The 23,776-nt window shown below is 66.1% G+C and carries 23 protein-coding genes and 1 pseudogene; 5 read left to right on the forward strand and 19 right to left on the reverse strand.

Features of this window, described 5'->3' with window-relative positions:
- Positions 1 to 12: 12 nt before the first annotated feature.
- The 7 genes from AB0L63_RS22290 to AB0L63_RS22320 all read right to left on the reverse strand — a co-directional run bounded on the left by AB0L63_RS22290 (position 13) and on the right by AB0L63_RS22320 (position 7,169).
- Positions 13 to 1,107, reverse strand: a complete 1,095-nt coding sequence (locus AB0L63_RS22290) for an ABC transporter permease (RefSeq protein ID WP_364504033.1) — start codon at positions 1,105 to 1,107, stop codon at positions 13 to 15.
- Positions 1,104 to 1,880 carry an ATP-binding cassette domain-containing protein gene (locus AB0L63_RS22295; RefSeq protein ID WP_364504037.1) on the reverse strand — a complete coding sequence of 259 codons (777 nt, stop codon included), beginning with the start codon at positions 1,878 to 1,880 and terminating at the stop codon, positions 1,104 to 1,106. The genes AB0L63_RS22290 and AB0L63_RS22295 overlap by 4 nt, the downstream gene beginning before the upstream one ends.
- Positions 1,881 to 1,996: 116 nt before the next feature.
- Positions 1,997 to 2,842, reverse strand: a complete 846-nt coding sequence (locus AB0L63_RS22300) for a DUF4253 domain-containing protein (RefSeq protein WP_364504040.1) — start codon at positions 2,840 to 2,842, stop codon at positions 1,997 to 1,999.
- Positions 2,843 to 2,887: 45 nt separating this feature from the next.
- The gene (locus AB0L63_RS22305) at positions 2,888 to 3,211 is read right to left on the reverse strand and encodes a multidrug efflux SMR transporter (protein ID WP_364504043.1); all 324 of its coding nucleotides are present in this window, start codon (positions 3,209 to 3,211) and stop codon (positions 2,888 to 2,890) included.
- Between the two features lie 371 nt (positions 3,212 to 3,582).
- Positions 3,583 to 4,995, reverse strand: coding sequence for an argininosuccinate lyase (gene argH / locus AB0L63_RS22310; protein WP_364504046.1), 1,413 nt, complete (start codon positions 4,993 to 4,995; stop codon positions 3,583 to 3,585).
- Positions 4,992 to 5,885, reverse strand: a complete 894-nt coding sequence (locus AB0L63_RS22315) for a class I SAM-dependent methyltransferase (protein WP_364504049.1) — start codon at positions 5,883 to 5,885, stop codon at positions 4,992 to 4,994. The genes argH and AB0L63_RS22315 overlap by 4 nt, the downstream gene beginning before the upstream one ends.
- An 81-nt stretch (positions 5,886 to 5,966) precedes the next feature.
- Positions 5,967 to 7,169, reverse strand: a complete 1,203-nt coding sequence (locus AB0L63_RS22320; protein WP_364504052.1) for an argininosuccinate synthase — start codon at positions 7,167 to 7,169, stop codon at positions 5,967 to 5,969.
- Positions 7,170 to 7,425: 256 nt separating this feature from the next.
- On the opposite strand from AB0L63_RS22320, the gene AB0L63_RS22325 reads away from it, so the two are divergent.
- Complete coding sequence (locus AB0L63_RS22325; protein ID WP_364504055.1) at positions 7,426 to 7,566, forward strand: hypothetical protein; 141 nt, start codon at positions 7,426 to 7,428, stop codon at positions 7,564 to 7,566.
- A gap of 139 nt (positions 7,567 to 7,705) precedes the next feature.
- On the opposite strand, the gene AB0L63_RS22330 is transcribed toward AB0L63_RS22325, so the two are convergent.
- From AB0L63_RS22330 to AB0L63_RS22360, 7 genes are all read right to left on the reverse strand, one after another.
- Complete coding sequence (locus AB0L63_RS22330; protein ID WP_364504058.1) at positions 7,706 to 8,218, reverse strand: arginine repressor; 513 nt, start codon at positions 8,216 to 8,218, stop codon at positions 7,706 to 7,708.
- Positions 8,219 to 8,246: 28 nt separating this feature from the next.
- A complete protein-coding gene (argF, locus tag AB0L63_RS22335; protein WP_364504061.1) occupies positions 8,247 to 9,239 on the reverse strand; it encodes an ornithine carbamoyltransferase in 993 nt (330 codons plus the stop codon).
- A complete protein-coding gene (locus AB0L63_RS22340) occupies positions 9,236 to 10,450 on the reverse strand; it encodes an acetylornithine transaminase (RefSeq protein WP_364504064.1) in 1,215 nt (404 codons plus the stop codon). The genes argF and AB0L63_RS22340 overlap by 4 nt, the downstream gene beginning before the upstream one ends.
- A gap of 67 nt (positions 10,451 to 10,517) precedes the next feature.
- Complete coding sequence (gene argB, locus AB0L63_RS22345; RefSeq protein WP_364504067.1) at positions 10,518 to 11,450, reverse strand: acetylglutamate kinase; 933 nt, start codon at positions 11,448 to 11,450, stop codon at positions 10,518 to 10,520.
- Positions 11,447 to 12,664, reverse strand: a complete 1,218-nt coding sequence (gene argJ, locus AB0L63_RS22350; RefSeq protein WP_364504070.1) for a bifunctional glutamate N-acetyltransferase/amino-acid acetyltransferase ArgJ — start codon at positions 12,662 to 12,664, stop codon at positions 11,447 to 11,449. Before argJ ends, argB begins: the two co-directional genes overlap by 4 nt.
- Positions 12,661 to 13,719 (reverse strand): N-acetyl-gamma-glutamyl-phosphate reductase, encoded by a 1,059-nt coding sequence (gene argC, locus AB0L63_RS22355; protein ID WP_364504073.1) that lies wholly within the window; start codon positions 13,717 to 13,719, stop codon positions 12,661 to 12,663. The genes argJ and argC overlap by 4 nt, the downstream gene beginning before the upstream one ends.
- Positions 13,720 to 13,906: 187 nt before the next feature.
- Positions 13,907 to 14,647 carry a winged helix-turn-helix domain-containing protein gene (locus AB0L63_RS22360; RefSeq protein WP_364504076.1) on the reverse strand — a complete coding sequence of 247 codons (741 nt, stop codon included), beginning with the start codon at positions 14,645 to 14,647 and terminating at the stop codon, positions 13,907 to 13,909.
- A gap of 109 nt (positions 14,648 to 14,756) precedes the next feature.
- Here AB0L63_RS22360 and AB0L63_RS22365 point away from each other — a divergent pair, with 109 nt between their 5' ends.
- Entirely contained in the window at positions 14,757 to 14,933 is a 177-nt protein-coding gene (locus tag AB0L63_RS22365) for a hypothetical protein (RefSeq protein ID WP_364504079.1), read from the forward strand.
- Positions 14,934 to 14,996: 63 nt separating this feature from the next.
- Here the strand turns inward: AB0L63_RS22365 and AB0L63_RS22370 are convergent, their stop codons facing one another.
- Positions 14,997 to 15,488 (reverse strand): pyridoxamine 5'-phosphate oxidase family protein, encoded by a 492-nt coding sequence (locus AB0L63_RS22370; RefSeq protein WP_364504082.1) that lies wholly within the window; start codon positions 15,486 to 15,488, stop codon positions 14,997 to 14,999.
- Positions 15,489 to 15,551: 63 nt separating this feature from the next.
- Between AB0L63_RS22370 and AB0L63_RS22375 the strand changes: the two genes are divergently transcribed.
- Complete coding sequence (locus tag AB0L63_RS22375) at positions 15,552 to 16,523, forward strand: YafY family protein (RefSeq protein WP_364504085.1); 972 nt, start codon at positions 15,552 to 15,554, stop codon at positions 16,521 to 16,523.
- Positions 16,524 to 16,544: 21 nt separating this feature from the next.
- Here AB0L63_RS22375 and AB0L63_RS22380 read toward each other — a convergent pair whose 3' ends face one another.
- Complete coding sequence (locus AB0L63_RS22380; RefSeq protein WP_364504088.1) at positions 16,545 to 17,702, reverse strand: epoxide hydrolase family protein; 1,158 nt, start codon at positions 17,700 to 17,702, stop codon at positions 16,545 to 16,547.
- A gap of 63 nt (positions 17,703 to 17,765) precedes the next feature.
- On the opposite strand from AB0L63_RS22380, the gene AB0L63_RS22385 reads away from it, so the two are divergent.
- Positions 17,766 to 18,728 (forward strand): WYL domain-containing protein, encoded by a 963-nt coding sequence (locus AB0L63_RS22385; protein ID WP_364504421.1) that lies wholly within the window; start codon positions 17,766 to 17,768, stop codon positions 18,726 to 18,728.
- 42 nt (positions 18,729 to 18,770) lie between these two features.
- Positions 18,771 to 18,983: pseudogene (locus AB0L63_RS22390) on the forward strand (RidA family protein); the annotation flags it as partial.
- 3 nt (positions 18,984 to 18,986) lie between these two features.
- On the opposite strand, the gene ppc reads toward AB0L63_RS22390, so the two are convergent.
- The 3 genes from ppc to AB0L63_RS22405 form a co-directional block, all read right to left on the reverse strand.
- On the reverse strand, positions 18,987 to 21,758 hold the full coding sequence (gene ppc / locus AB0L63_RS22395; RefSeq protein WP_364504091.1) for a phosphoenolpyruvate carboxylase: 2,772 nt from the start codon (positions 21,756 to 21,758) through the stop codon (positions 18,987 to 18,989).
- 409 nt (positions 21,759 to 22,167) lie between these two features.
- Positions 22,168 to 23,196, reverse strand: a complete 1,029-nt coding sequence (locus tag AB0L63_RS22400) for a hypothetical protein (RefSeq protein ID WP_364504094.1) — start codon at positions 23,194 to 23,196, stop codon at positions 22,168 to 22,170.
- Between the two features lie 43 nt (positions 23,197 to 23,239).
- Positions 23,240 to 23,758, reverse strand: a complete 519-nt coding sequence (locus AB0L63_RS22405) for a hypothetical protein (protein ID WP_364504097.1) — start codon at positions 23,756 to 23,758, stop codon at positions 23,240 to 23,242.
- Positions 23,759 to 23,776 lie beyond the last annotated feature (18 nt).

The following is a 23,776-nucleotide window of genomic DNA, read 5'->3' on the forward strand; positions in this document are numbered from 1 at the left end:
AACTGCTTACCTCTACTTGCGGTCCCGGGCTCGGCGGCGTAGTTGGTCGAACCACACTGCCCCGACCAGAACCGCGCTCACCGCGATCGGCTGCCAGAACACCGGCACCCCCGCGATGACGAAACCCTTGCGCAGCACCGACGGTATGAAAACGCCGATGACCGTGCCGACAATGGTGCCGATGCCACCGAAAAGGCTGGTCCCGCCGATGACTACGCCAGCGATGGCATCGAGATTGTCGGTACCGTGTCCGCCGATGGTTGTGGTCCCGAAGTAGGCCAGATTCATGAACCCGGCCAGTCCGGCGAGTAGTCCGGTTATCAGATAGACCAGCACGAGATGACGGGTTACCGGGATGCCCGAACGCCGCGCGGCCTCCGCATTGGAACCGATCGCGTAGGTGTAGCGGCCGAATCGGGTGGTGTGCAGCACCCAGGCGGCGAGCACCGTCACGGCCGCCGCGACCAGCACCAGATTCGGTACGCCGCCCAGTGACGTGCCGAACCCCAGGGAGTTGCGCAGCTTATCGGGCACAGTCCTGGTGTCGACGCCGCCGGTGATCAGTTGTGCCGCACCGAGTGCCGCACCGAACGAGCCAAGGGTGACGATCAGCGGTGGAATCTTCGCCTTTGCCACCAGAATTCCATTGAGCAGTCCCCAGATGCCGCCGCCCGCAATGGAAATCAGGAAGCCGACACCGATGATCCCCCACCCCGCTGCGGTGGCGTTCTCGTCGGGGCTGAGCCATTCCATCGTTTTCGCGCCGAGCACGCCGGCGAAGATCAGCACCATGCCGACCGATAGGTCGATGCCGGAGGTAATGATGACGAAGGTCATACCGACCGAAAGAACCAGCAGCACCGAGGTTTCGATCAGCAGGGTCTGCAAGGTGAAGCGGGTCGGGAAGGCGTCTGGGCGGATGATGCTGAAGACCACAGACAGTACGACGAGCACCACACCGATCCACAGCGTGCTCGCGCCGATAAGTCGTTGCAGCACAGTACGTTCCGGCAGATCGGACCCGCCATTGGACTCCACTACTGCGTTGGGCCCACCCGCCACCTGACCACCACCCCGCTCGGAATCGCTGCGCGATGCTGCATTCATTGGACGTCCTCATGGGACAGCGCTCCGGTCATCGCGCCGACCAACTGCTCGAGGGTCGCATCGGCGGCGACGAATCGAGCCACCCGCTTGCCGAGGCGCAGCACCTCGATCCGGTCGGCCACGGTCAGCACCTCGGGCATATTGTGGCTGATCAGGACGACGGCAATGCCCTGGTCGCGCACCTTGCGAATCACCTCGAGCACCCGCTCGCGCTGCACAACGCCGAGGGCGGCGGTCGGTTCGTCCATGAAGACGACCTTGCTCGCCCACAGCACCGCGCGCGCCACGGCGACGCTCTGGCGCTGTCCGCCCGACAGCGCGCCGATCGGAACATCGGCGCTCTGCAATGTCACCCCGAGGCGGCGAAAGTGTTCGACAGCTTGGGTCCGCATCGCCCGCTTGTCGAGCATGCCGAGTCTGCCCGCCAACCCGCGGCGAACCAACTCCCGGCCCAGGAAGAGGTTGGCCGCCGGGTCCAGATCGGGTGCGACGGCCAGGTCCTGGTACACGGTTTCGACGCCGAGCTTGCGCGCGGCCGTCGGCGTGCTGAGCACCGTTTCCGAACCGTCGAGCAGGATGGTCCCCGAATCCGGTTGTTCCGCCCCGGAAAGGCATTTCACCAATGTGGATTTGCCCGCGCCGTTATCGCCGATCAATGCGACGACCTCGCCAGCGCGGACCTGAAAGTTGGCTCCCCGCAATGCCTCGACCCCACCGTAGCGCTTCACCAATGCCTCGGCCTCGAGTACTACATCGCCCGCATCCGATGCCATACCGTCACCTGCGTCGACTCGGTTGAGCAAACGTCCGATCCATCGGCCGATGCTACGTTCGCCGCCACCTCCTATGGGACGAATTCGGCAAAATGCGCAGGGCGCAACGACATCGATCAGTCCCACCAGAAGCGCCACAGCTGCCGCAACAGGGATTCGGCGAGCTCATCGAGCGAATCGTGATCCTGTTCGGCCGCATCCGCACAGTACAGGTACGCCTCCAACGCCTGGGTCAGCGCGGCGTCTTCGGTCAGCTCCGGCTCGTTCGCGACGGCGAGCCACAGCGTGTCGGACTCCAGCGCAACGAGTTCGCAGCGGCGCTCCGACGCCGCCCACCGGCGCAGCATCATTGCGTGGTCGGCGCCGTCGAGGTCGTGGTTGAGCGCACCCGACCATTGCAGTTCGTACGGGACCAGCCAGGAATTCGCGGCGGGCACCAGGGCGAGCTGTTCGAATTCATCGCAATCGTCGCGAATACTCCAGACGTCGCCCCAATCGAATCCGTCGTAGTCGTAGAGCTCGAGATCCAGATCGGCCCAATCCGGGCCGCCGCGCGGAATCTCGAAATCATCACCCGACCACTCGCGATATCTCTCGCGCAGCCAGTCCGCCGCATCGGTTTCGGCGACGAGTTGCGGAATCGGCAACTCGCGTGATCGCTGCCAGCCGTGCTCGGATCCGGTTCGATACCAGGTATCGGTTTTGGTCAGCACCGGCCACAGTCCGGTTTTCGGATGCACGTCCCGCACCTGTTCCCACAGCCCGGCCGCCGCATATCCGGGCTCGGTCGACACCACCCACACCGGCGCCCCCGACACCGTTCGCTCGACCACCGACGCCGCCGGAAGCTCGATCCCATATGCCGCCAACGCTTGCGCCGGATCACTGCCCGCGAAGGGCACCGCCGCTGCGCTCGCTGGTCGGTCCGCGGTGAAGGTCCCTGCCTCGAAATCTCTCTTCATGAGCCGACATTCAACAACCACCCACCGACAAGCTCCACGCGTATATCAGTGTGCGCCACCGAGTTCCAGTGCCAGGACGCCGACAATCACCAAACCGATACCGCCGACCTGGATCAACGACAGTCTTTCATCGAGGAATAGGGCACCGATGACGGCGATGGCCGCGACGCCGACCGCCGACCAGATGCCGTAGGCAACGCCGATCGGCATGCCGCGCTTCAGCGCCCGGGACAGGAAGAAGAAAGTGGCGCCGTAGCCGATGACCACGATGATGGAGGGCACAACTTTCGTGAAACCGTCGGAGATTTTGAGCGATACGGTCGCGGTGATTTCGGAGACGATGGCCAGCGCCAACAACAGCAGGGTCATCGGCGCAGCGTAAACCGGGGTGGGTGGCCGACATGCGGTTGGGGCCGCAAGGTTTCGGGTGCCTCGATGACAAGGTCGATAGCGCAGACTCCGGTCACGGGGTTGCCTGGTGGCAGCGACAGGTCCGGCACAGGTGGCGCCGACCTCGGCGCTAGTCGGACGAGGAGGAGTTATGGACGCTGAGCTATCGCCCGGGTCAGCTGCACCACCCGGACGCGGTCCCGGCGCTCGCCCCACCACTCGTGCACGTGGCCGATCTACTCGGCCGCGACTTCGGCCCAGCGACCATCGACGCGGACGATCGACAGTGACTACCCCGGCGCGCCGCGGCGAAAGCCGACCCCGTGACGCTGGAACACGATCCGGGCGGGTCAGGCGCGCAGTTCGGCGACAGCGGTGCGGATCTCGCCGAGTTGCGCGGCGACCTGCACGCCCGCGGTTCCGCCGCGCGCATTGCGGGACGCGATCGAGCCTTGCACGGTGAGCACTTCGCGGACCTGTGGAGTCAACCCCGGATCTATGGCGGCGAATTCCTCGTCGGTCAGCTCGTCGAGGCCGACGCCGCGCGCCTCGGCGGCACGCACGCACGCACCCGCGGCCTCGTGCGCGACGCGGAACGGAACACCCTGCCGGACAAGCCATTCGGCGATATCGGTGGCGAGGGTGAAACCGGCGGGGGCAAGCTCGGCCATGCGGTCGGTGTGGAAGGTGAGCGTCGAGACCAAGCCCGCGATGGCCGGGAGCAGCAGTTCGAGCTGGGCGACCGAGTCGAACAGGGGCTCCTTGTCCTCCTGCAGGTCCCGGTTGTAGGCCAGCGGTTGAGCTTTCAGAGTGGCCAGCAGTCCGGTCAGGTTGCCGATGAGGCGGCCCGCCTTGCCGCGGGTGAGCTCGGAGACGTCCGGATTCTTCTTCTGCGGCATGATCGACGAGCCGGTGGACCAGGCGTCGGCGAGGGTGACGTAGCCGAATTCCGGTGTACTCCAGATGATCACCTCTTCGGCCATCCGGCTGAGGTCGACACCGATCATGGCGAGCACGAACGCCGCCTCGGCCGCGAAATCGCGCGCGGAGGTGGCATCGATCGAATTCGCCGCAGCAGCATGGAAATCCAGTTCGGCTGCAATGGCTTCCGGATCGAGTCCGAGCGAGGAACCCGCCAGCGCGCCGGAACCATAGGGCGACACCGCCGCCCGCTTGTCGAAGTCGCGCAGCCGATCGATATCACGCAGCAGCGGATGTGCATGTGCGAGCAGATGGTGCGCGAGCAGCACCGGTTGCGCGGCCTGCAGATGCGTCTTGCCTGGCATCACCGCGTCCGGATGCGCGGCGGCCTGGGCGACCAGCGCGTCGACGACATCGAGAAGTCCGGCGCCGATCCGGCGGGCCGCGTCGCGCAGCCACATCCGAAACAGCGTGGCCACCTGGTCATTCCGCGAGCGCCCCGCCCGCAGTCGGCCACCGAGTTCGACGCCGACCCGATCGATGAGCCCGCGCTCCAGCGCGCCGTGCACGTCCTCATCGGCCTCGGCCGGGACGAACGCACCCGAATCCACGTCCGCCGCGAGCTGATCCAGTCCGGTCAGCATGGCAGCGAGGTCGCTCTCCGACAGCAGCCCGGCCTTGTGCAGCACCCGCGCGTGCGCCTTCGATGCGCGAATATCGTAGGGAGCCAACGCCCAGTCGAACTGGGTCGACTTGCTCAGCGCGGCCATCGCCGCAGCCGGTCCGGACGCGAAACGTCCGCCCCAGAGCGCCCCTTCGTTGGTGCTGCCGCTCTGCGTCATCGTGTGCTGTCTCCTCCAGGTCGTCGGGCAGTGAACAAAAAGTCGGTCTTCAGGCGGGCGGCAGCCGCGTCGGATACCTCCCGGCCCCGGCTACGCAGCACCGCGGCCGGATCCGCGCGCGACACCGTCCAGCCGTGCTCGATGAACCAGTCGATCGGATCGCTGCGGCCCTCATCGGAGTACCACAATTCGCCGACATCGACCCCGGCGGATCGCGTCTCCTGCAACGCCTTCGAGTCCAGTGTGGAACCGGTCGAGCGGTAGATCGCGACGCTACTGCCCGGTGCGCTCGATGCCACGATGTTGTCGAGCAGCCGGTCCTGGGCGTCCGCGGGGAGGTAACGCAACAGTCCTTCGACCAGCCATGCGGTCGGCAGTTCCGGATCGAATCCATTGTCCCGCAATGCCGCTGGCCAATCCTGGCGCAGATCCACCGCGATCGCGTGGCGCTGGGCCGCGGGCGGAAAATCGGCCAGCGCATTCTCCTTGAACTCCAGCACCTTCGGCAGATCCAGCTCGAAAACCGTTGTGCCGACCGGCCATTCGATCCGGTAGGCCCGAGCGTCCAGGCCCGCGGCGGGGATGACGATCTGGCGGACGCCGTCGGCGGCCGCCTCCCGCACATAGGCGTCGAGGTAGCAGGTGCGCGCGATCACGGCGGCGATGATAGGACCCATCGACGCCATGGCGGCCTCCTCGAGATCCGGGATCTCGCCGCGCGCAATACGCGTCCAGGATTCCGAACCGACCGCGGTCACCAGCACTTCGGCGTACCGGTCATGGAACAGTGCGTCCGGGCGGCGGCTCTCAGCGGCCCGCATGGCCGCCACGCCCAGCGCCGTGGCACCGACGCTCGATTCGATATCCCAGCTGTCGTCATCGGTCCGCATAACGCTCCCTTCGGGTCGGCCACTATCGCGCCGACCCGTTCGAGCCTAATGGCCACCGTTGGACGTGGTCCCGCGCGCTCGCTACTTCTGGTTCAGGTCGCGACGTGCCGCGACCTTCGAGGACAGGCCGTGGATCTGCACGAAGCCCTTGGCCAGCGACTGGTCGAAGGTGTCGCCCTCGTCGTAGGTGGCCAAGTTGAAGTCGTAGAGCGAGCGCTCGGAACGGCGGCCGTTGACCACGACGGATCCGCCGTGCAGCACCATCCGGATCTCACCGGTGACATGCTCCTGAGTTTCGGCGACGAATGCGTCCAGCGCGCGCTTGAGCGGGGAGAACCAGAGGCCGTCGTAGGCCAGCTCGCCCCAGCGCTGCTCGACCTGCCGCTTGTAGCGGCCCAGTTCGCGCTCGATCGTGACGTTTTCCAGGGCCTGGTGCGCGGTAATCAGCGCGATGGCGCCGGGGGCCTCGTAGATCTCGCGGCTCTTGATGCCGACGAGCCGGTCCTCGACCATATCGAGGCGGCCGACGCCCTGGCGGCCCGCACGATGGTTCAGCTCGACAATGGCCTCGAGCACGCTGACCTGGCGGCCGTCGATGGCGACCGGCACACCCTTGTCGAAGGTGACGATGAGTTCGTCCGGCGCCTCGAAGTTGACCGTCGGGTCCGAGGTGTAGTCGTAGACGTCCTTGGTCGGCGCGTTCCAGAGGTCCTCGAGGAAGCCGGTCTCCACCGCGCGACCCCATACGTTCTGGTCGATCGAGAACGGCGACTTCTTGGTGACATTGATCGGGAGCTGGTTCTCCTCGGCGAAGGCGATGGCCTTCTCCCTGGTCCAGGCGTAGTCGCGGACCGGGGCGATCACATTGAGGTCGGGGGCGAGCGCGCCGATACCGACCTCGAAGCGGACCTGGTCGTTGCCCTTACCGGTGCAGCCGTGCGCGACGGTGCTCGCGCCGTGGAACTTGGCGGCCTCGACCAGGTGCTTGACGATGAGCGGGCGGCTGATCGCCGAAACCAGCGGGTACTGGCCCATGTACATGGCATTGGCCTGAATTGTCGGCAGGCAGTACTCATTGGCGAACTCGTCACGAGCATCGACCACGATCGCCTCGACGGCGCCGCAGTCCAGCGCACGCTGGCGCACCACATTCATGTCCTCGCCGCCCTGGCCCAGATCGATGGCGACCGCCACGACCTCGGCGCCGGTCTCCTTGCCGATCCAGCTGATCGCGACGGAGGTATCGAGCCCACCGGAGTAGGCGAGTACGACGCGCTCGGACATGTCTATGTGCTCCTCGGTTTCGTGCTTGTCTGCAGGTCGTGCCCGCATCCGCGGGCGGCGGGCGCGGCGCTCACCGACGCACTCGAATCGCACGTCAGGCAGCCCGCACGGGCATGCAAATGATTATGCACGATGATGCAAGCCCATTCACAACCGGGTCCGAGTTCCACATCCCCGCTCCCACCCATTCCACCTATGTCACGCTTGACCCGGTAACTATCGGAGCGGGCAAAGGACGGACCCCATGCTGCACCTCATGGCAGGAGAATTCAGCACCCTCGGCAACGCCGTCCTCGACGTCGGCCGCGCGATGGTCGACCTCATCCAAAGCATCATCAATGTCGGCTCCTCGGGCAACACCCCACGCGGCGGCGGCGGCCGATACCCCTTCGGCTGACACTGCCCGAAAGGCTCGCACATCCAGCGCCTACGCATACGTTGTGCCCTATGCGAGGCAGCCACTAGGCGTGACCCATCGTGACCGCGCGCTGGCGGACGGTTGGCAGATCGAAGCAGCCGCTCGGACGCTCGGGAGATCAGGCCAATTCTTCGATCCTGGCCGCTAGTTCGGCGCCAGTGAGGGGTTCGCGCGCGATTACGGCGATGGTGTCGTCACCGGCGATGGTGCCGACGATGAAGGGGAGGGCGGCGCGGTCGAGGGCGCTGGCCAGATAGTGGGCGGCGCCGGGTGGAGTGCGCAGAACAGCGATATTGCCACTGGCGTCGGTGGATACCAGCAGGTCGCCGAGGAGTTTGGAGAGGCGGTCGGTGCCGCCGGTGACGCCGCGGACGGGGCTGCCGTCTTCGGGCACCACGTAGACGCCCGCACCGCCGTCGGCGGCGCGCAATTTCACGGCGCCGAGTTCATCGAGGTCGCGCGACAGGGTGGCCTGAGTGGTCTCGATGCCTTCGGCGGCGAGCAACGCGGCGAGTTCGGTTTGGCTGCGGACCGCATGCGCCGTCAGCAATTCGATGATGCGGGACTGGCGACCGGCGCGGGTACGGGCGATAGCGGGAGCGGACTTGCTGGCATCGGGTTGGACGGTCATGGCCGAGCCTCACCGCCGTGTCTCGCACTCACTGCGCCTCACCTCGCTTGGCCAACAACCACACCAGCAGTGCCTTCTGCGCATGCAGCCGATTCTCCGCCTCGTCCCACACCACACTATGCGGCCCGTCGAGCACCCCGTCAGTGATCTCCTCACCGCGATGCGCTGGAAGGCAGTGCAGCACAACGACATCCGGCTGCGCCTTGGCGAGCAGGTCCTCGTTGAGCTGGAACGGACGGAATGGGCCGACGCGGTCGAGGCCGTCATTCTCCTGCCCCATAGAGGTCCAGGTGTCGGTCACCAGCGCATCGGCACCGGCCGCCGCGGCAACCGGATCGCCGGTGAGGGTGATGGTCGCACCGGTCTCCGCGGCCCGCTTGCGCGCGGCCTCCAGAATCCACGGCAGCGGTTCGAAACCTGTTGGCGCGGCGATGGTTACGTTCAATCCCGCGGTCACACCACCCAGCATCAGCGAGTGCGCCATATTGTTCGCGCCGTCACCGAAGTAGGCGAGATTGCGCCCGGCCAGAGTGCCCTTGCGCTCGACCAGGGTCTGCAGATCGGCGAGCACCTGACAGGGGTGGAACTCATTGGACAACGCATTGACGACCGGAACCGTTGCGGTGACCGCCATTTCGTCCAGACGCGACTGTTCGAAGGTCCGCCACACGATCGCATCGACGAAGCGCGAGAGCACCTTGCCGGTATCGCCGAGTGTCTCCTCGCGCCCGAGCTGGGTGTCACGACCGTCGACCACCACCGCATGCCCGCCGAGTTGGGCGATACCCATTTCGAAGGAGAACCGTGTGCGGGTCGAGTTCTTCTCGAAGATCACCCCTACCCCGCGCGGCCCCTCGAGCGGCCGATGCGCGAACGGATCCTTCTTCAATTCCGCTGCGAGCGCGAGGATTTCGGCCTGCTCGGCAGGCGTCACATCATCGTCGCGCAGGAAGTGTCGAAGACGGCCACCCGTCTCCCGGCCGCCACCCCTCATGGAATCACTCCGCGATGCTGTATTCATTTGCCCCCCTTGGCGTCCGCGATAGCACCGTCCAGGATCTCGGGCAGATCGCCGACGAAACCATCGGACTGGGCCTCGGTGAGCACCAGCGGCGGCGCGAGCCGAATGATGTTTGGCTTTGGCGCATTCACCAGATAGCCAGCGTCCCGCGCCCGGTTCTCGACCTGGGCCGAGATATCGTCGGTCAGCACGATACCGAGCAGCAGACCCGCACCACGCACGTGATCGATCAGCGGGTGCTCGAGCTGTTCGATGCCGTCGCTGAGCCGCTTGCCGACGGATTCGACATGGGCGAGCAGACCGGTCTCATCGATGGTCCGCAATACCGCAAGAGCCGCTGCGGCGCATACCGCATTGCCGCCGAATGTGGTGCCGTGCAGCCCCGGCGTCAGCAGGTCGGCGGCCGGTCCGGTGGCCAGCACCGCACCGATCGGCAGCCCGCCACCGAGCCCCTTGGCCAGCGTGATCACATCCGGCACGATGCCGAATGCCTGGTGCGCGTAGAACTTTCCGCACCGGCCAATACCAGTCTGCACCTCGTCGAGGACCAGCAGCGCACCGTGACGCGCGGTGATCTCCCGCGCCTTGACCAGATAGTCGATGGGCGGCACGACAACACCGCTCTCCCCCATGATCGGCTCGAGGAACACCGCCGCGGTGTCCGCGTCGACAACCGCCTCGAGCGCCGCCGCATCGCCATAGGGCACATGGACGACACCGGGCGGCATCGGCTCGAACGGCGCCCGCTTGGACGGCTGTCCGGTGAGTGCGAGCGCGCCCATGGTCCGGCCGTGGAAGGCCTCATCGGTCGCGATGATCTTGGAGCGGCCGGTCAGCCGCGCCATTTTGAACGCCGCCTCATTGGCCTCGGTACCAGAGTTGCAGAAGAACGCGCGGCCGTGCCCGTCCCCGAATTCCCCGTCGCCGAAGTGCGCGAGCAGCCGTTCGGCCAGTTCGATGACCGGTTCGTTGACGTAGATATTCGAGGTGTGGCCCAGCGTGCCGAGCTGCTCGGTAACGGCCGCCAGAATCGCAGGATGGGCGTGGCCGAGGCTGTTGACCGCGATGCCGCCGAGGAAGTCGATGTAGCGTTTGCCGTCCGCGTCGTAGACCACCGCACCAGCACCGCGCACCAGCGCGACCTTGGGGGTGCCGTAGTTCTTCATCAACGCGGCGGACCACCGCTGGCGCAGCTCTGCTGTGTCGCTCATGACTCCGCCTCGCTGGCGCTCAGCTCCGTCACGACCGACAGGTCGGCTGTGTTGATTGTTCGCTCGCTCATATTCTCGTTCCGTTCAGTGTGTCCGCCGCGCTCGGGAGCGGGGTGGACGTCACCATCGTTCCGATTCCTTCTCCGGTGAACAGTTCCAACAGCACCGAATGCGGGACGCGACCGTCGATGACATGGGCGGTCGGCACCCCACCCTGCACGGCGCGCAGGCAGGCTTCCATCTTGGGCACCATGCCCGCGTCCAGTCGCGGGAGCAACTCGGCCAGTTCGGCCGCATCGATGCGCGAGGTGAGCGACGAACGGTCCGGCCAGTTGGTGTACAGGCCCTCGACGTCGGTCAGGATCACCAGTTTTTCCGCGCCGATGCCCTCGGCAAGTGCGGCGGCGGCGGTGTCGGCATTGATATTGTGCACCACGCCGTCCGCGTCCGGCGCGATGGTGGAGACCACCGGAATGCGCCCCGCGCCGATCAGGTCGAGCACCGCGTCGGCATTCACCTCGGTGACATCGCCGACCAGACCGATATCGGTGGCCTCGCCGTCGACATCGACGGTGCGCCGGGTCGCGGTGAACAGCCGTGCGTCCTCACCGGAGATGCCCACCGCGTACGGACCGTGCGCATTGATCAGCCCGACCAGTTCCCGGCCGACCTGACCGAACAGCACCATCCGCACCACATCCATCACCTCGGGTGTGGTGACGCGGAAGCCGCCGCGGAATTCGCCTTGCAGACCCAGCTTTTTCAGCATCGCGCTGATCTGCGGTCCGCCGCCGTGCACCACCACCGGATGCACGCCGACGGTGCGCAGGAACGCCATATCGGCGGCGAATGCCTGTTTGAGTTCCGCATCGATCATCGCGTTGCCGCCGTATTTGACGACCACGATCTTGTCGCGGAACTTCTGCAGCCACGGCAATGCGTCGGCGAGGACGTGTGCCTTGTCCAATGCCGAAAGTTCCTGCACCACGTCGCTGGTCATGAGCTGTAAGCCGAATTCTCTTCGACATAGCCGTGCGACAGGTCGGTGGTCCGCACGGTGGCAGTGCCGGCACCGACATTCAGTTCGATCCGCACCTCGATATCGGCGCCGGATAGATCGACCTCGCGCGCGCCCGGCGCGCCGACACTGTCGACGCAGACCGGATTCCCGTTGAACGACACCGAGATCCGGTTCGGATCCAGGGTGATCGGGGCGATGCCGACGGCGGCGAGCACCCGGCCCCAGTTCGGGTCGGAACCGAACAGCGCGGTCTTGACCAGACTGTCGCGGGCCACGGCGCGGGCCGCGATCAGCGCCTCGTCCTCGGAGAGCGCACCGGCGACGGTGATCCGCACCCGCTTGGTCACGCCCTCGGCGTCGGCCATCAGTTGGGCAGCCAGATCGTCGCAGACCGCGAGCACGGCCGCATCCAGTTCCTCCTGTGTCGGCGTGACCTCGCTCGCCCCGTTGGCGAGCAGCAGCACAGTGTCATTGGTGGAGCAGGAGCCGTCGACATCGAGCCGTTCGAAGGTGAGCCGAGTCGCGTTGCGCAGTGCGCGATCCAATTGTTCGGCGCTCGCGGCGGCATCGGTGGTCAGTACCACCAGCATGGTCGCCAGCGACGGCGCGAGCATGCCCGCCCCCTTGGCCATGCCGCCGACGTTCCACTTGTCGCGGTGGTGGAAGGCCGCTTCCTTGGGCACAGTGTCCGTGGTCATGATCGCGTGGGCGGCATCGAGTCCGCCGGACAGCCCGCCGGCCATTTCGTGCACGATCTCGGTGACCGCCGGGACGACCTTGTCCATCGGCAGCCGGTCGCCGATCAAACCGGTTGAACAGACCGCGATTTCGCCCGCGCCGGTTTCGGTGCCCCAATTACTCAGTGCCTTGGCCAATTCCTCGGCGGTCCGGTGAGTGTCCTGGAATCCGCCCGGACCGGTACAGGCATTGGCCCCACCGGAATTCAGGATCACGGCGCGCAACCGGCCACCGGTGAGCACCTGCTGCGACCACAGCACCGGCGCGGCCTTCACCTGGTTGCGGGTGAACACACCCGCGGCGGCGTATTCCGGCCCTTCGTTGAATACCAGTGCCAGATCGGGTTTTCCGCTGGCCTTGATGCCCGCGGCGATGCCCGCCGCCCGGAAGCCGAGCGGTGCGGTCACGCCCTGGCTCCGGACCAGCTTGCCTGCCGGGGGTTCGATCGTCGTCACGGTGCCACTCCTACGGTGGAAAGTCCTGCGGTCTCGTCGAATCCGACCGCCAGATTCATGGATTGGACCGCGGCGCCCGCGGTGCCTTTGGTCAGGTTGTCGATCGCGCCGATCACGACGAGCAGCCCGGCATCGGCATCCACCGCGACCTGGAGGGTGACGACATTGGAGCCGAGCACCGAACCCGTCTGCGGCAGTGTGCCTTCCGGCAGCAGGCGCACGAATGGTTCGTCGGCGTAAGCCTTTTCATAGACCGCGCGTGCCTGCGCGGCGTCGACCCGGGTCGGGGCGGTGCAGGTCGCGAGGATGCCCCGCGGCATCGGCGCCAGCACGGGGGTGAACGATACGGCGACCTCGGTAGTACCGGCGGCCCGCAGGTTCTGCGCGATCTCCGGGGTGTGCCGGTGGGCGCCGGCGATGCCGTAGGCCCGCACCGAACCCATGACCTCGGAGCCGAGCAGGCCGACGTCGAGTTTGCGGCCCGCGCCCGAAGTACCACTCACCGCAACCACATTCACCGTCGGTTCGATGATTCCGGCCGCGATCGCCGGTGCCAGCGCGAGGCTGGCGACCGTGGGATAGCAACCGGGAACCGCGATCCGATTGGCGCCGCGCAGCCGTTCGCGCCCGCCCGGCAGTTCCGGCAGGCCGTAAGGCCAGCTGCCGGCGTGGGTGGTGCCGTAGTACTTCTCCCAGGCCGCCGCATCGGTCAGCCGGAAGTCGGCGCCGCAGTCGATGATCACCGTCGACTCCGGCAGCTGCTGTGCGATGGCGGCGGACTGCCCGTGCGGCAGACCGAGGAAGACGATGTCGTGGCCGGCCAGCTCGTCGACCGTGGTCGGGGCGAGCACGCGATCGGCGAGCGGCAGCAGATGCGGCTGGAGCTCCCCCAGCGTGCTGCCCGCATTCGAGCCCGCGGTCAGCGCACCGATGACGAGGCGTCCGTCGCGGTAGGCCGGATGACCGAGCAATAGACGCAGCACCTCACCGCCGGCGTATCCACTGGCACCGGCCACCGCAGCCCGCAAGACCGAGCTGCCCGACGAATCAACCATGTGATGATTATGCACGATTATGCAAGCCCATTCATGGACGGGGTGTCACTCTGTCGCTTTCACCCCACCTCACCAGGCCGTTCCCGATCGCACGGGCAGTGATACCCGGGAAGGTCGCGCCTCAATCGCGTCGATGAGATTCGACACTCGATCCGGTTCGGCGCGCCGAATGCCGCGCAAAGCTTTGTCAGACGAGCGTCGCTGGATCGATACCGAGCGCCGCACGCAGACCGATCTCACCCTTCGGTGTGAGGCGGACGGCGCGGCCGGATCCGATACGTCGGACCCAATCCAGTGCCTGTAGCCGGCGGCACAACTGTGCGCCCGCGGCACCGCCGAGGTGAGTGCGGCGTTCGGTCCAGTCGAGGCACGGGCGGGTAATCGGGCGGCGAGTGCGCAGTGCGTTCGCCTCGATGCCCATCGGCCCCGTCAGCCAGACCAAGCCCGCCTCGGTGAGGGCGAAGCCGCCGTCGACATCGAGCAGTTCATGCTCGGTCATGGCATCGGTGATCGCGACGCCGAGCCGGCCCGCGAGGTGGTCGTAGCAGGTCCGGCCGCGGGCCAGGGCCGCCGTCGCGGTGGACGCGCGCAGTGTCGTGGATTCGGGGCTGGCCGGTTCCAGGTGGGCGACCATGGTCTCCAATAACTCGGCGACCTGCGGACTCGCCAACTGCACATAGCGATGCCTGCCCTGACGACGTTCGATGAGCAGACCGCCGTCGAACAGCCGGTTCAGATGCTCGGTCGCGGTGGATGGCGCGACCCCGGCGTGGCGGGCCAGCTCGCCCGCGGTCCAGGCCCGACCGTCGACCAGGGCCAGGCACATATCGGCGCGGGTGCGATCGGCCAGCAGGGTGGCAAGTCCGGCCAGCTCGGCTCCTCGGGTGTGCACCACACCATGATCGCGCCGGGTCATTTCGGCCGGCACCGAAGTATCCGACTCGAAGAAATTTCTGTGCGCGATGTCGATCGGCGCTGGGGCCGTTCGTGTAGGTGGTGCAGCCGGTAACCGACCGGCTGAACAGAAAGGAATCCCCATGAGCAAGATCATCGCGGTCGAGCACCTGACGCTGGACGGCGTCATGCAGTCCCCCGGCCGGGCCGATGAGGACACCCGGGACAGTTTCCGCCACGGCGGCTGGGCGCATCGCCACGACGATCCCGTGCAGGCCGAGGTGATGGGAGCGCATATGGCGGCCCATCACACGCGTTGATCGATCCGGCGGTGATCACCACCGAACTGCTCGGCATGATCACCGCTGACAACCCGCGATCGCTCAGTGCTTGCGCACCACTCGCTCCCCCTGTCCCGGCTTCCAAATAGTGATATCGAGGTGATCGTCGATGACCTCGACGGTGGAGGCGCCGGTCAGCTCAGCGGTGTAGAAGTGGTCGAAGTCCCGGTCGCGGATATCGAATCCGGTTTCGTCGAACAGTTGCTGGGTGAAGCGGGCGTGCACTTGCTTGTCCGGAAGGTCGGCGGCGGTGCCGAAGAGCTTCGCGTCACCGTCGCCGACCTGCGTGTCGACGGTCGCGGTGTGCAGGCAGAACCGCGGGTCACGGGCGAGATCGTTGAACTTGGTGGTGTTCGGCATGCCAACGATCACCAGCATGCCCTCGAAAATCCGCGGTTCGACGGGGCTGATGCGCGGGAAACCGTCGGAGCGCAGCGTCCCGAGCATGCAGAGGTTGCCGGTGGCCTGGTGCCGGCGCGTGAACACGGTGGCGATGCGTGGCGCTTCTTCGGTGAACTGACTCCATGTGGTCATGCGCACGACGGTATGAGCTAGACCTGACATCTTCTGTCAAGTTCTATGGCTAATCTCGGATTCATGCGAGCGAGTCGATTGGTGCAGCTGTTGTTACTGCTGCAGACCCGCGGCCAGACCACCGGACGGGAGCTGGCGCGCGAGCTGGAGGTGTCGGTGCGGACGGTGTATCGCGATATCGAGGCCCTGTCCGCGGCGGGTGTGCCGATCTACAGCGAACCGGGCCGGAACGGCGGAGTGCGACTGGTCGACGGGTACCGCACCCGGTTGACCGGTCTCACCACCGAGGAAGCCGATGCGGTGCTGCTCGCCGGACAACCCGCGGCCGCCGCCGATCTCGGACTCGGCACGGTGCTGGCGACCGCACAACTCAAGATGCTGGCCGCGCTGCCACCCGAATTGCGCGGCCGGGCAACACGAATCGCGGAGCGCGTCCATGTGGACGCACCGGGCTGGTTCCATCGCCCCGACGAAACACCAACGCTGGCAACGATTGCCGATGCGCTATGGCACGACCGGCGACTGGATATCCGTTATCAGCGCAAGGATCGCACCGTCGAACGCCGCCTTGATCCGCTTGGCCTCGTACTGAAGGCCGGGACTTGGTATCTCGTCGCACGTGACCGATCGGCCATCCGCTCCTATCGCGTCAGCCGGATCGCATCGGCGGAACAGATCGGCGAATCCTTCACGCGCCCAGATGATTTCAACCTCGCTGCGCATTGGTCGGCAGCCGCCGACGATTTCGCCCGATCGATGCTGCGCGTGCGGGCTCGCTGCCGGATCGCGGCCGCCCAGCTGCGGCTGCTCCGGTTGATGAACGAGCCCGCCGCGGTCGCCGAAGCAATGGCATCGGCAACCGAACCGGACGCCGAGGGTTGGGTCGAGGTGACCATTCCCTCGGAGTCCTACGAGGTGCTGGCTAGTACGATCCTGCCGCTCGGCGAATTCTGCGAGGTCCTGGACCCGCCCGAATTCCGCGACCGGCTCGCCACGACGGCCTTCGCGATGGCCGAGCGCTACCGCACCCCGTGAGCCCGCACACCCGGTGCCGACTCAGCGCAGCGAGCGGAAGAATGCGCGCACATCGCTGATCAGCAGTTCCGGTGCTTCCATGGCCGCGAAGTGACCACCCCGGTCGTATTCGGTCCAGCGCACGATGTTGTGCTGCTGCTCGGCAAGCACGCGAATGGAGTTGTCACCGGCGAATACCGCTGCCGCAGTGGGCACGCCAGAGTTCCGCGGCGGCATACCCCACGAATCCCCCTCCCCGTACAACCGGATCGAGGAGACGAAGGTCCCGGTGAACCAATAGAGGCTGACATTGGTCAGCAGCGCGTCGCGATCCACCGCGTCATCGGGCAACTCGACCGCGGGATTGGTCCAGCGCTGAAAGATATCGACGATCCAGGACAGCAGCCCGGCAGGCGAATCGTGCATACCGATCGCCAAGGTTTGCGGACGCCCCGCCTGCACCATCGCATAGCCGTACCGGGTGTAGCTCTCGCTTCCGGTGAGTTTGTCCAGCTTCGCCCGATCCGCTGGGCTGTAGTCCGGTTCCGTTCCGTCATCGGTCCAGGTCGGCAACGTGATCGGGCCGTTCACGTGGATGCCGAGCACATGGTCGGTGGCGATCCGACCCAGTTCGGTCGAGACGAAGAAGCCCGCGTCGCCGCCTTGTGCGCCGTACCGGTCGTAGCCGAGCCGCGCCATCAACTTCGCCACCACCTGCGCGAACTGCTCGGTGGCACCGTCCCCGACCTTCGGCCCGGCCGCCGAGAAGGCGAATCCGGGCAACGAAGGGATGACCAGATGGAAGGCGTCGGCCAGATCACCGCCGTGTGCCCGAGGATCGCTCAAAGGTCCGATTACATCGAGGAATTCGATGAACGAACCGGGCCAGCCGTGGCTCAATACCAGCGGCACGGCATCGGGTTCTGGCGAGCGGACGTGTAGGAAATGCAGCTGCTGCCCATCGATTTCGGTGACGAACTGCGGCAGCTCGTTCAGTCGCGCTTCGACTGCGCGCCAATCGTATTCGGACCTCCAGTACTCGGCGAGGTCCTTCATGTACGAGATCGATGCACCCTTATCCCAACCGACGCCGGCGATTGCAGGCGGCCACGAGGTATTCGCCAGCCGGGCGTGCAAATCGTCGATCCGGTCCTGCGTGATGTCGATACGGAAGGGGCGAATGTCGTGTTCGGTGCTCACGAAGATGACGGTATGACCTCCTTAGGACAGGATCGTTCCTAAGCATCTGACATGCTGGATTTCGTGTTGGAGACCTCGGCACGACTGCTCAAACTGCTCACCCTGCTGCAAACCCGTCGCGACTGGACCGGGACCGAACTCGCCGAACGACTCGGCGTCACCGGCCGTACGGTGCGCCGCGATGTGGATCGGCTACGTGAACTCGGCTACCCGGTGCACGCCACCCAGGGCACCGGGGGCTATCGGCTCGGTGCCGGGGCCGCCCTGCCGCCGCTGCTGCTCGACGACGAGGAAGCCGTCGCGGTGGCGGTCGGCTTGCGCAGCGCCGCCGACGGCACCGTCGCGGGCATCGAGGAGGCATCGCTGCGCGCGCTCACCAAACTCGAGCAGGTGTTGCCGTCCCGCCTGCGCCACCGGATCCGCACATTGCGCGGCGCGACCGTCCGGGTCGGCACGGCGGAGGCAACCGTCGAGCCGGATACGTTGATGGCCGTCGCCGAGGCCCGTCAACGGCACGAGTGCCTGCGTTTCGACTATCGCGCGCACAGCGGTGCGACCACCCGTCGTACCGTGGAGCCGCACAGCCTGGTGCACTTCAGCCGGCGCTGGTACCTCGTCGCCTGGGATGTCGATCGCGGTGACTGGCGCACCTTCCGAGCCGACCGGATCGCGCCACGAACACCCACCGGCCCACGCTTTACGCCACGCGAACTCCCGGAAGGTGATGTCGCGGCCCACCTTTCGCTACGGCTGTCCGCTCGCGCGTGGCCACATCAAGCAATTGCCCTGCTGCACAGGTCCGCCGAGGACGCTGCGGCGAACGTGTGGCCCGGCATGGGCGTCATCGAAGCCGTCGACGATCACAGCTGCCAACTGCACGTCGGCGCGGACACACCGGAGGCACTGGTCTGGATGATCACCTCCGTCGATATCGACTTCACGCTGCTCAGCGGCCCGCCCGAACTCGTCACGGCCATTCGTGCCCACGCCGACCGCTGCGTCGCCGCCGTGCGGAACTTCGACTGATCTGCACGAATCGACCAGCCCGGCATCGGGATTCGGACCGACGCCGGGCTGGGCGCCAGCTTCGACGATGTGGTGATGCTGCGCGTCTACCTGACCAAGCGCGAGGACTTCGCCACGATGAACGAAGCGTACGGCGAATTCGTCAGCGCCAACACTACCGGCGATGTATTGCCGTGCCGCACAACGGTATTCACCGGCCTTCCCCGGGAGGAAATGCTGGTCGAGATCGATGCGGTCGCCATTGTCTCGGCGTAAGCGCTAACCGGAGTTGCGCAGCGCGGTGGCGAGTCCGTTCATGGTCAGCAGAATGCCGCGTTTGACGAGTTCGGAATCGTCGCCTGCCCGCAGCCGTCGCAGCAACTCGACCTGCATCTGGTTCAACGGCTCCAGGTAGGGGAACCGGTTGTGGATCGACTCCGCCAGTGACGGGTTGTCGGCGAGCAGGTGATCATTGCCCGTGATCGCGGCGTGCATGCGGATGGTGCGGTCGTGCTCGTCGCGGATCATCCCGAAGATGTGCTCGCGCAAGGCCACATCGTCGACGAGTTCGGCGTATCTGGCCGCGATATCCAGGTCGCTCTTGGCCATGACCTGGGCCAGATTCGACAGCACCGTACGGAAGAACGGCCAGCGGTTGTAGAGGTCGGACAGGATCGCCAGGCGGTTGGGATCACCGCCGACCCATTCCTCGAGCGCCGCACCGGTCCCGTACCAGCCCGGCAACATGACGCGGGCCTGACTCCACGACATCACCCACGGAATGGCCCGCAGATCACGCACCGAATTCGTCGGTTTACGGGAGGCGGGGCGACTGCCGATATTCAGATCGCCGACCTCGGCGACCGGCGTGGACTGCCGGAAATATTCGACGAATCCCGGTGTTTCGTGCACCAGGCGGGCGTACGCGGCACGGGCGCGCTCCGCCAGATCGTCCATGAGCGCATAGGACGGTTCGGCATCGGGACCAAGCCCCTCCACATCGAGCAGCGTCGATTCCAGGGTCCCCGCGATCAACGATTCCAGATTGCGATGCGCCGCACCGGATTCCGCGTACTTGGCCGCGATAACCTCACCTTGCTCGGTCAACCGCAGCGAACCCCGCACGGCGCCGACCGGCTGGGCGAGAATCGCGTCATAGCTGCGCCCGCCACCGCGACCGACCGTGCCGCCGCGACCATGGAAGAGTCGCAAGCGAATTCCGGTCTTGCGCGCCACCTCGACCAGTTCCAGCTCGGCACGGTAGAGCGCCCAGTTGGCGGCCAGATACCCACCATCCTTATTGGAATCGGAGTAGCCGAGCATCACCTCCTGCCGCATTCCCTTGGCGGCCACCAGTTCTCGATACACCGGGACATCCAATACCGCGGCCAGGGTCGCCGCACCGGCAGCCAGATCCTCGATGGTCTCGAACAGCGGCACGATATTCACCGGACAGCTCGGCGGTCCATCCGGCTCGCCGGGATCGAGCAGTCCGCCTTCCTTGAGCAGCAATGCCGCCTCCAGCATGTCGCTGACCGAGGTGCACATGCTGATGATGTAGTTCGGCACCGCGTCGACCCCGAAGGTGACGACGGCATCCCGTGCGGCACGGACGATGTCGAGTTCCTTCGCCGCGAGTTCGCCGAGTCGGGCATGCGGGCCGAGCAGCGGACGGCGGGTCCACAACTCGGCGGCGAGCAGTTCCACCCGCTCGGGCTCGGCGAGACTCGCGTAGTCCTGATGGACACCCGCCCAGGCCAGCAGCTCGGCGACGACCTGCTCGTGCACCTCCGAGTTCTGCCGCATATCCAGGCCCTGCAGATGAAAGCCGAAGGTCTCGACGGCATACCGCAATGCGGCCAACCGGTTATCGGCGAGCAGACCGTCACCACTGGCGCGCATCGAGACATCGACCGCATCCAGGTCGTCGAGTACCGCCTGCGGGGTCGGGTAGGCCGGTGCACCCATATCCAGCCCGTCCGCGGGCAATTCGCCGAGCGCGGCGACCGCCGATGCCGACAGGCGCGCCCGAATCCGGTGCAGTGCACGGCGATACGGCTCATCCACATGCGTCGCGGGATCCGGATAACCGGCATCGGCCAGTGCGGCCACCTCCGGTGTCACCCGCACCAGCCGCGCCGATTGCGACAGGGACTTCTCCAGCTCCACCAGCTCGCGCAGATACCGGCCGAACGCCACCGCCGACGCCTGCGACGCGGCCTGACGCACGACATCCGCTGTCACATAAGGGTTTCCATCACGATCGCCACCGATCCACGATCCGGGACGCAGAATCGGCCGCGGCAGCAATTCCGCGCCCGGCCACCGGGACCGCAGCGCCGCCCGAACCTCTGCGTTGATCGCCGGAATGACATCGAACAGGGTGATGTCGTAGTAGCGCAGACCGACCGCGATCTCGTCCTGAATCCGCAAGCGCTGCAATCGAATCAGCGCAGTGCGCCACAACGAGAGCACCTGGCGGCGGATCCGCAGCTCCAGATCGGCACGCGCCCGCTCGGTCTCGGTATAGCGCTGCCGTAACCGCATCAACTCGGTGATGCGGGTCTGCACATCGAATACGGTGCGGCGCCGGGTTTCGGTCGGATGTGCGGTGATCACCGGCGATACCAGGGCGTCGGCGAGCAGATCGGCGACCTCGGCGCCATTGAGGGCCGCCACGTCGAGTTTGCGGTAGGTCGCCGCCAGCGAGGAATCCTGCGGCGGTTCCCCCGCCGCCTCATGCGCCGCGCGCCGCCGATCGCGCTGGATATCCTCGGCCAGATTCGCCAATAGCACGAAATAGCTGAACGCCCGGATCAACGGCAACGCGACCGCGATATCGACGCCATCCAGCATCTCCGCCACCGCGCTGCGCTCGACCTCCTCGCGCCGCACCCGGAACGCCTCGATCCGCACCCGCTCGATCAGGTCGAAGACCTCGGGGCCCTCGTGATCGCGGATGGTGTCGCCGAGGACGCCACCCAGGAAGCGGATGTCATCGCGCAGTGGCCGGGTCGCGTCCTGTTCCGTCTCGATCCGCGCTCGGGTCATATTTCGACCCTAGTGCCCCGCGCCACACCGTTGACGGTGACATTCGCCTCGGGCGGTCCTCGGCGAATCAGCCAAGCAGCTGGGAGAACCGCAGGTGGGTTACCCCACGGGTCACGGAAACCGCAGCTGTGCGCCGTACAGCTGGGTAATCGGCTCCTGATCGACATCGACACCCGCATCACGCAAGCCGGGCGAAGGTCTCGTCGACGGCCTCGGTGGTGAAGATCAGGGTGCCCTGCGCACCGCTGGCCAGCCGGGCCTCGTCGGCCTCGCTCGGGTTCATCTCCGGGGTTCTCCAGGATGAATTCGATGCCCGGCTGCGACGCCGGTCCGACGGTCAGCCAGCGACCGCCCGGAAACGGCATATCCGAGCGAGTCCGCAACAGCGATCATTTCGCACGCCGAGAACTCAGCTCGCGACGTCGCCCAGAATTGCGAGCACCACATCCGAGGTATAGAACGGCTCCAGCCGCTCCCGAATCAGCTTGCCCAGCACACCATTGCGCTTGGCACCCTCGATGACGGCAGGGCCGTACCGCAGGATCTCCGTGGCGATATCGTCCCCGGACAGACCGAGTTCCGGCAGCATCGCGGCCAGTGTGTAATCGCCGTATTTGGTGAAGAAGACATCCACGCACTCGTCCACGAGCAGCCCGAAGTACTCCTTCTCCCTGGTGGTAACCGCGATCTCGTAGCAGAGCAGCACCAGTTCGTTCAGATCCTGCTGGGTCAGGTAATCCCGCAGTCCGCTCACCGGCTCGTTGGCGTGCAGATCCCAGAACTCCATCGCGGCCTCGTGCACCGGGGCATCGCGCAACATCTCCCGGATGGCATTGTTGGTGCGCTTGAGCGCGAATACCGCGCCCTTGCCCGCCATATCGCCGATGAAGGTGCTCTCGGTGGCCTTCTTGGCGGTTTTGGCCGCCGATTGTCCGATGGAAATCAGCGATGAGACACCCGGAATCTTGCCCGCGAGCTGCTTATTCGCGTCCATGAAATCGGAGATGAGCTTATCCACGAACTTTGAGGCGACGGTCGCGACCAGCGGACTCTCGGTGAGCCGGTCCAGGATCCGCTCCTGCGCCTGATGCATGCCGAAGATCTTCTCCAGCAGCGCCTCGACCGGTTCGCGGTCGACGACCTGCCCCAGGGTGTAGTCGTTGTTCGCGGCGATGTGGTCGTAGATCGAGTCGGCGAATACCCCGACCATATCCGCGATGACCGGACTGCCGCCGATCAGGTCGATGACGGTGCGGACCGTCTCCTTGGCCTCGTCGATGCTCACGATATCGCGAAAGATGAGGGTGTCGGCCACCCCGATCACCGATTCCACGTCACCGACGACGACCTCGGTGAAGCGCTCACCGCTCACCTCGGCCAGCAGGAATTCCACTTGGGCATCGAGTAGCCGTTCGGCGATCTCACGCGGCTCGCTCATCGAATAACACCATCACATCCGCAGTCCGTCGCGCTCGGTCAGCTTACGGATCGTTCGATTCGACATCGTTGCCGTGCAACGATTTCCGTATCTGCGCCAGACGCTCGCGCGCCGCTTTCTCGCGCGCCTCCCATTGTTCGTCGGCGCTGCGGCCCGCGGGAGTCTGCCGGTCGAGTTCGCCCATCCCCTGCGCGGTACCGAAGCGCTGCTCGACCTTATCGCGAACTGATTCAAAAGTAGGTACGCCGCCGGACGAATATCCACCCGCCTCCGAGCCGGACGGGATACCGGTCGGCGGTACCGGTACCGCCGGTACCGGAGAAAGGCCCCCGACCTGCTCGGATGCACCGCCACCCGACTCTTGGTCACGCGATTGTGGCGTCACAGTGTCGGGACTCACAGCCACATCGGAGCCCGCATGACCGAGTCCGATGGCCTGCACGACCGCGGTGTGCACCCACGAAAGCCGAGGTCGCCCAGCGGTGGCCGTGCCGAGTACCGCCAAGAGTTCGTCATCGGACAGTGCCGCGAGCCGCGCGGTGATCTCATCCACATCACTCATATCGCCAGGCTACGCACG

Source organism: Nocardia sp. NPDC051990, from assembly GCF_040680755.1.
GTDB lineage: Bacteria > Actinomycetota > Actinomycetes > Mycobacteriales > Mycobacteriaceae > Nocardia.

What these genes read in the sequence shown, in the direction of transcription:
- AB0L63_RS22290 (WP_364504033.1), bottom strand. Translation starts at nt 1,107, where the DNA reads ATGAATGCAGCATCGCGCAGCGATTCCGAGCGGGGTGGTGGTCAGGTG.
- AB0L63_RS22295 (WP_364504037.1), bottom strand. Translation starts at nt 1,880, where the DNA reads ATGGCATCGGATGCGGGCGATGTAGTACTCGAGGCCGAGGCATTGGTG.
- AB0L63_RS22300 (WP_364504040.1), bottom strand. Translation starts at nt 2,842, where the DNA reads ATGAAGAGAGATTTCGAGGCAGGGACCTTCACCGCGGACCGACCAGCG.
- AB0L63_RS22305 (WP_364504043.1), bottom strand. Translation starts at nt 3,211, where the DNA reads ATGACCCTGCTGTTGTTGGCGCTGGCCATCGTCTCCGAAATCACCGCG.
- argH (WP_364504046.1), bottom strand. Translation starts at nt 4,995, where the DNA reads ATGACGCAGAGCGGCAGCACCAACGAAGGGGCGCTCTGGGGCGGACGT.
- AB0L63_RS22315 (WP_364504049.1), bottom strand. Translation starts at nt 5,885, where the DNA reads ATGCGGACCGATGACGACAGCTGGGATATCGAATCGAGCGTCGGTGCC.
- AB0L63_RS22320 (WP_364504052.1), bottom strand. Translation starts at nt 7,169, where the DNA reads ATGTCCGAGCGCGTCGTACTCGCCTACTCCGGTGGGCTCGATACCTCC.
- AB0L63_RS22325 (WP_364504055.1), top strand. Translation starts at nt 7,426, where the DNA reads ATGGCAGGAGAATTCAGCACCCTCGGCAACGCCGTCCTCGACGTCGGC.
- AB0L63_RS22330 (WP_364504058.1), bottom strand. Translation starts at nt 8,218, where the DNA reads ATGACCGTCCAACCCGATGCCAGCAAGTCCGCTCCCGCTATCGCCCGT.
- argF (WP_364504061.1), bottom strand. Translation starts at nt 9,239, where the DNA reads ATGAATACAGCATCGCGGAGTGATTCCATGAGGGGTGGCGGCCGGGAG.
- AB0L63_RS22340 (WP_364504064.1), bottom strand. Translation starts at nt 10,450, where the DNA reads ATGAGCGACACAGCAGAGCTGCGCCAGCGGTGGTCCGCCGCGTTGATG.
- argB (WP_364504067.1), bottom strand. Translation starts at nt 11,450, where the DNA reads ATGACCAGCGACGTGGTGCAGGAACTTTCGGCATTGGACAAGGCACAC.
- argC (WP_364504073.1), bottom strand. Translation starts at nt 13,719, where the DNA reads ATGGTTGATTCGTCGGGCAGCTCGGTCTTGCGGGCTGCGGTGGCCGGT.
- AB0L63_RS22365 (WP_364504079.1), top strand. Translation starts at nt 14,757, where the DNA reads ATGAGCAAGATCATCGCGGTCGAGCACCTGACGCTGGACGGCGTCATG.
- AB0L63_RS22370 (WP_364504082.1), bottom strand. Translation starts at nt 15,488, where the DNA reads ATGACCACATGGAGTCAGTTCACCGAAGAAGCGCCACGCATCGCCACC.
- AB0L63_RS22375 (WP_364504085.1), top strand. Translation starts at nt 15,552, where the DNA reads ATGCGAGCGAGTCGATTGGTGCAGCTGTTGTTACTGCTGCAGACCCGC.
- ppc (WP_364504091.1), bottom strand. Translation starts at nt 21,758, where the DNA reads ATGACCCGAGCGCGGATCGAGACGGAACAGGACGCGACCCGGCCACTG.
- AB0L63_RS22400 (WP_364504094.1), bottom strand. Translation starts at nt 23,196, where the DNA reads ATGAGCGAGCCGCGTGAGATCGCCGAACGGCTACTCGATGCCCAAGTG.
- AB0L63_RS22405 (WP_364504097.1), bottom strand. Translation starts at nt 23,758, where the DNA reads ATGAGTGATGTGGATGAGATCACCGCGCGGCTCGCGGCACTGTCCGAT.